The following is a 9070-nucleotide window of genomic DNA, read 5'->3' on the forward strand; positions in this document are numbered from 1 at the left end:
CTGATCAGATCGTAGGTTCTTGATTTAGTTCCATTGAATTACGCAACAAAGCCTAGCCTCAATCTCGCTCATGTCTACAACACGTAGGTACTTATCTACAGCAACAGAATCCAACAATTTAGATAGCGACTCTGCGGTTTGTTCGCCTGCATCAATCACAGCTTGCTTAGCTTCGTTATATTTCTTCGTGATTTTTTCGATATCTTTATCACGAAGGCGGCTCATCTTATCGCTATCGTCACACTCTTCCGATGCATCGATAAAGATCACTTTGTTTTTAAGTTCAGCAGGTTTTTTCTTATTAAGAACAACGACTGCTGCTGCAATCCCTGTATTAAAGAACAAGGCAGGTGGTAAACCAACAACTGCTTCAATCAAGTCACCAGCTAAATCGTCTTTTCCTACTAATAAACCTTTGCGAATCTTACCTTCATCACCTTCACGGAAGAGCACTCCATGAGGGACGACTACACCAATACGACCATCTTCTTTCGTTGATGCGATTATGTGCTGTAAGAAAGCTAAATCCGCTTTAGTACGAGGAGCAACACCTAAACCAAAACGACCATAAGGGTCTTTAAGCTCAGAGCTGTATTTAGGGTTAACTTCAACTTCTTTGCCTTTTTTGTCTGTCTTAGTCTTTTTATTGATTTCTAAAGGCTCCCACCACTCTTTTATCGAGAAAGGTGGGTTCGAAATTACTCGGTCAAAGGTTTGTAATCCGTTACCGTCTTTATGTTGTGGGTTAACCAGCGTATCACCACGTTTAATGTCACCATCCAGGTTATGCAAGAATATATTCAGCTTCGCAATTGCCCATGTACCAAGGTTTTTTTCCTGACCATAAAGCTTACAGTTCGGCTTACCCATCACCATTCCATTTTCTGGGTAGCTATCTTTAATATGACGAGCCGCTTCAACCAACATACCGCCTGAGCCATTGGTTGGGTCGTAAATTTCATGAGTTGGTTGAGGGTCGATTAGTTTTACTATTAGCTCCACTACTTCGTGTGGGGTATAGAACTCGCCTCCTTTCTTACCTGCATCATCAGCAAACATAGCGATAAGGTATTCATAGGCATCACCAAGTAGATCAGGCTTGTATAGATTCTTATTACCGAGCTTGTGTTGGTTGAAGTGACGCAACAAACGCATCAACAATTCATTGCTCAGCTTCTCTTTATCACCAAACTGGATAGCGGTAAGCACTTTCTCTAATGATGGGTTCTGACGTTCGATTTCTGCAAAGGCTTCATCAATGCGTTCACCAACGTTTTCAGTCTTTTCAACCAAGTTAGCCCAACGAGCATCGACAGGGACGAACTGCTCTGGATTATCTTCCAGAATAAGTTCCATTGCTTCATCACTAGAACACTGTTCTTCAGTCATTATCGCTGCAACACGCTCATCAAACACATCAGATAGACGTTTGATAAAAATAAGCCCGAAGATGTAGTTTTTAAAATCTGAGCTATCTACGGTGCCACGCATAATGTTAGCGCTGCCCCAAAGCCATTTTTTAAGATCACTAAGTTCAATAATTTCTGGTGCTGATTCTGTTGTCATAACCGATAATTCTCTCGATAGAAGTGCATTCGCTCTTGCGAATGCTTTTTACTAATTGAGGTGATTATACCTGACAGAATGCCGACTGAAGTAAACTCTAGTCATAATCTTGGTGATATTGGATAGCTAAGAACACTGTTCAAGCGCTTTTTTTGTTTTTCATCGTGTGATTTCAGAAAAGTAAAATGTGAAAACCACATTAGAACAGTGTTCTCTTCTAACGTTGACCGATAAAAAAACACCAACAGCCGAAATATCAGCAACTTAACAGTCACCACATTGATCATGTTGACTTTTATCGTCACGGATATCTAATCAAAAGCAAAAGCAAAAAAGAAAAAGAAAAAGAAAAAAGGCAAAGTTGACTTCGATGACTTGTCATATCTAATTATCATCAATTCAAACAGCGACATACTTCAGCTTCACACAACTTGATTACAGCAACCAAACCCTAGAACAAGACTCAAGCTAGCAAAACTACAGAAAAGCTCTTTCACCTTGAAGCCTGCACACATTAAATACCTATATGAACACTGTTCCTAGTCAGTATCGGGTATGTAGTTCAAAGGGAGCGTCATTAATACAGAGCTGATAAGTAGTAATGCTAAAGAGCAGGCTCTTTAGCTTATTCTATATAAGCATTGATGCTCATATGCAAGTTCCTTGGAACACTGTTCAACTGCCTATAACTAAAATTCCATAAATAGCATTGGGGGTGAGTATTTCATTACCGATGAACATGGAGGCTGATGTTCAACGCCTACCAAATTGAGATTTAGGTTACGATGCCGATGCCAGAGTTCCACACGTGGGATTTTGGGAATTGGTGTTTCACGACAAATGAATATTGAAGCTAATGTTCAACACCTACTAAATTGAGATGAGGGTTACGTTGTCAATGCCAGAGTCTCACAGGTGGGATTTTGGGAATTGGTTTTGCACTACCAATGAATATTGAAGCTGATGTTCAGCGCCTACCAAATTGAGGTTAAGGTTACGTTGCCGATGCCAGAATTCCACTGGTGAAACTTTGGGGTTGGTGTTGCATCAATAAATATTGAAACTGATGTTCAGCGCCTACCAAATGGAGGTTAAGGTTACGTTGCCGATGCCAGAATCCCACACGTGGAATTTTGGGCATTGGTGTTTCATTATCAATGAACATTGAAACTTATGTTCAACACCTACCAAATTGAGATTAAAGTTACGCTGCCTATGCCAGAGTCCCACAAGTGGGATTTTGGGAATTGGTGTTCACTACCAATGAATATTGAAACTGATGTTCAGCGCCTACCAAATTGAGATTAAGGTTACGTTGTCGATGCCAAAATTCCACAAGTGGAATTTTCATATACTCCCTCCCCCATGAACACTGTTCTTACCCTAACTATAGACTTTGGTATTTCTAGCCACAGAAACTTAGCCTTAAATAATGGTTCTTATGGGTATACCCATCACACATATATGAACTTATATATCATTTAGATTGAACTATGGCTTAAATGAACTATAGTTCAATAAGGTATCTAAATGAACTATTAGGCATTGCAGCATATGATTTATGGGTATTTAAGAGCTTCAACTTCCGAACAAGATGCAAATCGAGCAAGAACGTATCTTGAAAGGTTTGCTGATGAGCAAAAAGTGACTGTTGATGAGTATTTCGTTGAAAATGCTTCTGGTCGAGATTTTGAACGACCAATCTTGAATCAGATGATCGACATTGCCAAGAATGGCGACACTATTCTTGTTGAGCAGTTAGATCGATTAACACGTCTATCTTCTGATGATTGGGAAAGGCTGAAAAACAAGCTAGTTAAGTCTGGTGTTTCCATTGTTGCTGTCGATATCCCAACAAGCTATCAACTTCTAAAAAAGAGCGACTCAGTATCTGATGAGCTTACCAGCATTATCTTCAAGAAAATTAATGAGCTTCTTTTTGACGTGCTAGCTGCAATTGCATCAAAAGATTATGAGGATAGAAGAAGACGGCAAGCAGAGGGAATTGAGAAAGCCAAGAGAGATGGTAAATATAAAGGTAAGCAGCAGACCCAAGAAACTGTTGATAAATGTATTTTAGCAAATGAATACATAGTCAAGAATGGTCTTTCACAAGTAAATGCTTGTCAGCTAGCAGGGGTATCTATTTCCACTTGGCGGAGGTTTAACAAAAGCAACTAGAACTAACTCTTGATACATACCTAATCAATAAGGCGTGTATTCTATCGTTGCGCACGTAACGAGTAGAGGTGATCTAGGGATCGCTTCAACTAATACTGAACTTTCGATCTTTCAGCATAAAATTTGAGTAATTACAGCGATCCTTGGATCACCTCGCGTTACCATTTTTTGCTTCTTGACCGTTCGAACTTCCACTTTCTGAAGAACGAATAGTATAGAGTTCCTTTGACTGCCACAGTTTTAATGTCGGGTCATTCCGCTGCGCTTCAAAATCAGTATTTCTCATTAATTCTTGTATGTCATATTTTAGCTGCTTACGTGTCATCATTGAAATCCTTCAAATAATAATACTGGATAGTCTAGCTTCACTTTTACTGTAATCACAATGTTTGATCTCATAAGTAAACAATGGACAGCATCCACCATTAAGTAGTTTCAGTCTCACTCAACTACTCGGATGCAATATCTACAGGCAAGTCTAATGAAGACTGATAACCACGTCCTTGTACTTCCTCTTCAAAACCAAGGGCTTTATAGCCTTTCTCTCGCTTCTTAAACATCCGTTGTAGCATTGGTAATTTAGTATCTACGTAGTCAATCACCTTCACTTCTGTTTTACCTTGATATTGCCTTTGAATTCGTCCTACATACTGTATTAACGAACCTTTCCACGATACAGGTAACGCTAAGATCAATGTATCAAGTCTCGGTAAATCAAACCCTTCACCGACAAATTTTCCTGTGGCAACAAGTACCTGAGCTGAATCGAGCTGCTCCATTACTTGTTTCAGAGACTTTTTCTTCATAGCTCCAACAAGTAGCTGAGCTTTAACGCCCTCTTCAATTAAAGCATTATAGAGAGTGGCAGCATGCTCTCTTCGTTCAGTCAAAATGATAGGAACTCGACCTTTCAAGATTTCAGATTGAGTATCAGATAAGATTTGCTTGTTTCTCTCTGGGTTCTCCATAAGCCAACGATAAACTTCTGAGATATGTGGCTTTGATTCATCATTAGTCAGAGCAAGCGGTGGGACATACGCTAGTTTTCTACAATGCAGTATCTGTTGGAATTGAAATGCTTTATCAACCTTGATCGTGTGTCTCACCCTACCCAATTGCATGAAAATAATGGGTTGATGCCCATCTCTACGTTCTAAAGTCGCGCTTACCCCATAGACATATTTCGCATGAGCCTCTGACAACACGCGTTCATATTGCGGTGCAGATAAATGATGGCATTCATCAACAATAATCTGACCATACTCCTGTATTATTGGATTTACAGTATTATCACTTCGGCTTATCAGGCTTTGATAGGTAGCAATATCGACTTGAGCTGTTGGTTTTTTCCTTGCCCCAGTATAAATACCGATATCAATGCCGTCAGAGAAGGCTGTTAGACGCTCCTTCCATTGGTCTGCGAGTTGCTTACTATGCACTAAAATCAGCGTATTAACTTTGCGTTGAGCTATCAGACCGATAGCCGTCACCGTCTTACCGAAAGCAGTTGGAGCATGTAGCACACCACAATCAAACTTAAGCAAGGAGTCCACTGCTTTTTGCTGTGATTGTCGTAACTCACCCTGAAAGTTAACTAACTCCAACGTCTGCCCAAGCGTTCTTTTATCAACGAGATCTACCTTGATATGCAGATCCGCCAAGATTTCCTGTACATCATCAAGGCAGCCTCTAGGTAAGCTTAAATAGCCATTATCTAACTCCGCTAAGCATATAAAGCGAGCTATGCCATTGGTTGAAAGACGCATGCCCTGCGCTTTAAAAAACTTGGGGTTAGAAAATGATGCTAACTTTTTGAGTCTAGCGACTAATGGATTAGGAAGCTCTGAGAGAGGTAAATAAATGCTGTTTGCCAATACTACGGTTACGTTTGACGGACACCCATCAATGCCCGATGTTGGCAATACGTTACGTTCCCATGGTTTCAAATCACTAACGTCTGGTTGTTTAGCTTTTTTCTCTATAGCCGATATCAGCTTTTCAAGTTTAGATACTGGTACTTTCTGAACTGATTTGAGTGCCAACCATTGATCTGCATAGGGTTGACCAAAACGCTCCAAAAACACTGAGTTTTGATTAGCCCTTGCTTGTTTTTGTAAGGGTAAGGCTATTAGATTGCCGATACCGCCAGTGGGTAAAACATCCTGATTAGGAAAGAGTCGGTCATAAGAATCAAAAGCTAATGCACTATGAATTTGCATCGCTTTGTCTAAAAGAAGAAAGCCTAACTCTCTTGCGTCCTTTGCTGTTGTTGCGGATTCAAAGAAAATCCAGACATGCGCTCCTTTACCTGAACGAGAGCGCTCCCACAAACAATCCAGATCATAAAACTCACACGCTTCAACATAAGCTTGAGATGCCTGAAGCCAGTCGCTTTTATCAAAATCTATGGCTAATAAGAAACACGAATTGTCAGGCTGTATAGGATATAAGCCAATGACTTCAGCGCCAGTTAAGTGACGATAGATCGCATCTCTATCCAGAGGTTTAAAAGCTTGATTCAAGCACTCTAAACACTTTACCTTCGGCTTTTCACATACCCATTGCTGCCACTCATTGGAGCAAGCTATTGAGTAACCATTTCGACCTGCCGAGTTTTGCCAACGATTAGCGTAACAGTGGTGATTCCCTCGGAAGTAACTTTGAAATAGTTCGATTTTCTGTCCTGGAGTTAACAGAGTTTGCTCTGGATTCACAGGACTAGACAGTAACTCATTTCGTCTTTTCTCAAGCTGAGATAGCTCGGATTTCAACTGTTCAATTCTTTGATTTACTGACTCAAGCTCATCCATGCTAAATATCATCCTGTATATAGATAAGTCAAAGCCAAGGGCTTTGATTGTTCTATCTAAACATAATGTATATATCCTCCCTTCTACAAGGGATACGCACACTATCACCCCCTACAAGGGATATGTACACTATCATCCCCTACGGGGGATAGGCACACTATCACCCCCTATAAGGGATAGGTACACTATCATCCCCCACAGGGGATAGGTACACTATCATCCCCCACAGGGGATAGGCACACTATCATCCCCTTTAAGGGATAGGCACACTATCACCCCTATAAGGGATAGGCACACTATCACCCCTTATAAGGGATACGTACACTGTCATCCCCTACAAGGGATATGTACACTATCATCCCCCACAAGGGATAGGCACACTATCATCCCCTACAAGGGATAGGCACACTGTCACCCCCTACAAGGGATAGGTACACTATCATCCCCTATAAGGGATGGGCGCACTATCACCCCCTACAAGGGATACGTACAATTCAAAAACAAATTAGTATCCCCTACAAGGGATAATGCTATACTCTATGTATAAAGCACGAAATTATGCATCTAAAATTCAAACAAATAGGAAGCTAATACATGATATATAGCCCAAAGCAACTTGCTGATAGCATGCTTCTTATAAGGCAAAAGAACAATTGGAGTCAGACTGAGCTAGCCAAAAGAGTTGGTATAAAGCAATCAACAATATCCAACTTCGAGAACAACCCAAATCTCACTACACTCTCAACTTTTTTTAAACTGCTCCAAGCTATGAACTTAACACTGAAGTTAGAAGAAAAGAGCCTAGTACAACATTGTAACGATAATGATGAGGAAGACTGGTAATGCAAGAACTACTAGCTTATATGAATGGAGAGCTTGTCGGCAGATTACAAAAACAATCGAATGGTGCTCATTCTTTCCAGTATGATTCAGACTGGATAAATAACAGAAAAGCCCGCCCCCTATCTTTATCATTAAAGTTGCAAATAGCACCAATAAAATCAGATGCAGTTATTAATTACTTTGATAACCTTTTGCCTGATGCACCAAAAGTTAGAGAAAGAATAGTTGCTAGATATAAAGCCTCTTCTAAGCAACCATTTGACCTTTTAAAAGAGGTAGGTAAAGACAGTGTTGGTGCAATAGCTTTATTACCTCCTGAGCAACCTTATAATGAAGATAAGATCAATTATGAGACGCTAAATGAAGAAAAGCTTGAAAGTGTTCTTCTCGCATACAAGTCAGATATCCCCTTAGGGATGCTTGAAGAAGAGGAAGACTTCAGAATATCAGTGGCGGGCGCACAAGAAAAAACGGCTCTTCTTCGCTCCAACGACCAATGGTGCATACCGAAAGGCAATACACCAACTACTCATATTATCAAGTTACCTATTGGAGAAATACAGCAAGCTCATGCAACGTTAGATCTAACAGATAGCGTTGAAAATGAATACCTTTGTATTGAGTTGGCTAGAGAGCTTGGTTTCGAAGTGCCTAATGTTGAGATCATCCATACTGAAAAAGTCAAAGCACTAGCAGTAGAACGTTTCGATAGACGCTGGAACAAAGATAAAACAAATTTATTGCGATTACCTCAAGAGGATATTTGCCAAGTTTTCGGAAAACCTTCATCTATAAAGTATGAGTCTCAAGGTGGTCCTGGTATCGCTGAAATAATGGATCTTTTGATGGGATCGAGTAACGCACTAGAAGACCAATACAACTTCATGAAGTTCCAAGTTTTCCAGTGGGCAATTGGCGCTACAGATGGACATGCTAAGAACTTTTCCATTTTTATTGAAAAAGGAGGAAGCTATAAGCTTACCCCTTTTTATGACATTCTATCTGCTTATGTTGTCCTTGGAGGAAAGGGATTAAATATAAGAAAGCTAAAGTTAGCTATGGGGATAAAAGCAACTCGTGGTAAGAAGTATGAAATAAATAAAATCTACGCTCGTCACTTCTTAGATACAGCCACATCTGTAGGATTTAGCAAAGAAAAGATGCAAAAAATCTTAGACGATATCCAAGTTGAGCTTCCTCAAGCAATTGAACGACTAAAAGCTAGACTTCCAGATAGCTTTCCTGAAGAAGTTTCGACAGCTATATTCGATAATTCTCTAAAAATGGTAAAAAAACTAGGTATAAATTCAGGCCAATAGCCCCTTTCAATATCAATAAATACAATAGAAAAGTCCAAAGAGCTTCCGCTCTTTGTGTTATCTACTCATAGCTATCGCTGCCAGTTCAACTCCCTAAGTGGGAGCTGAACCCAGTTGACACCCCAAGGTAATTAATCCATATTTTCAGTACTAAATCGACACAAAACCAAAAAAATCAATTTCAAATAAGACATTGAAAATAAAGAAAAATAAAAGACTTTGGAAGCACCTCCCGCCAGCTCCACCAAACGTTTGGAAAGGGCCAACTCGAAAGAGTTGGCCCTTTTTGTATTTTATTGTCCCGTCCTGAAATGTGTTTACACATTGAGGACGAATTATGACTACTTCAAA

Annotated in this window: 7 protein-coding genes; 3 read left to right on the forward strand and 4 right to left on the reverse strand. The window is 40.0% G+C overall.

Annotation, left to right across the window (positions count from 1 at the left end; translation table 11 throughout):
* Positions 1–24 precede the first annotated feature (24 nt).
* Positions 25–1566 (reverse strand): N-6 DNA methylase, encoded by a 1542-nt coding sequence (locus tag AB6E08_RS21785; RefSeq protein ID WP_372160264.1) that lies wholly within the window; start codon positions 1564–1566, stop codon positions 25–27.
* A 1554-nt stretch (positions 1567–3120) separates the two neighbouring features.
* Here AB6E08_RS21785 and AB6E08_RS21790 point away from each other — a divergent pair.
* On the forward strand, positions 3121–3747 hold the full coding sequence (locus AB6E08_RS21790) for a recombinase family protein (RefSeq protein ID WP_372066629.1): 627 nt from the start codon (positions 3121–3123) through the stop codon (positions 3745–3747).
* 148 nt (positions 3748–3895) lie between these two features.
* Here the strand turns inward: AB6E08_RS21790 and AB6E08_RS21795 are convergent, their stop codons facing one another.
* Positions 3896–4075: a hypothetical protein gene (locus tag AB6E08_RS21795; protein WP_372066623.1), complete on the reverse strand. Its 180-nt coding sequence runs from the start codon at positions 4073–4075 to the stop codon at positions 3896–3898.
* A gap of 121 nt (positions 4076–4196) precedes the next feature.
* On the reverse strand, positions 4197–6557 hold the full coding sequence (locus tag AB6E08_RS21800) for a TOTE conflict system archaeo-eukaryotic primase domain-containing protein (RefSeq protein ID WP_372066632.1): 2361 nt from the start codon (positions 6555–6557) through the stop codon (positions 4197–4199).
* A gap of 594 nt (positions 6558–7151) precedes the next feature.
* On the opposite strand from AB6E08_RS21800, the gene hipB reads away from it, so the two are divergent.
* The gene (hipB, locus tag AB6E08_RS21805) at positions 7152–7400 is read left to right on the forward strand and encodes a type II toxin-antitoxin system antitoxin HipB (protein ID WP_017107445.1); all 249 of its coding nucleotides are present in this window, start codon (positions 7152–7154) and stop codon (positions 7398–7400) included.
* On the forward strand, positions 7400–8719 hold the full coding sequence (locus AB6E08_RS21810) for a type II toxin-antitoxin system HipA family toxin (RefSeq protein ID WP_372066626.1): 1320 nt from the start codon (positions 7400–7402) through the stop codon (positions 8717–8719). The genes hipB and AB6E08_RS21810 overlap by 1 nt, the downstream gene beginning before the upstream one ends.
* A gap of 150 nt (positions 8720–8869) precedes the next feature.
* On the opposite strand, the gene AB6E08_RS21815 is transcribed toward AB6E08_RS21810, so the two are convergent.
* Positions 8870–9070 (reverse strand): hypothetical protein (locus AB6E08_RS21815; RefSeq protein ID WP_372160266.1); only part of this gene is annotated, 201 nt, incomplete at its 5' end.

Source organism: Vibrio sp. 10N.247.310.24 (assembly GCF_041467175.1).
In the GTDB taxonomy this organism is placed as follows: Bacteria; Pseudomonadota; Gammaproteobacteria; order Enterobacterales; family Vibrionaceae; genus Vibrio; species Vibrio tasmaniensis_A.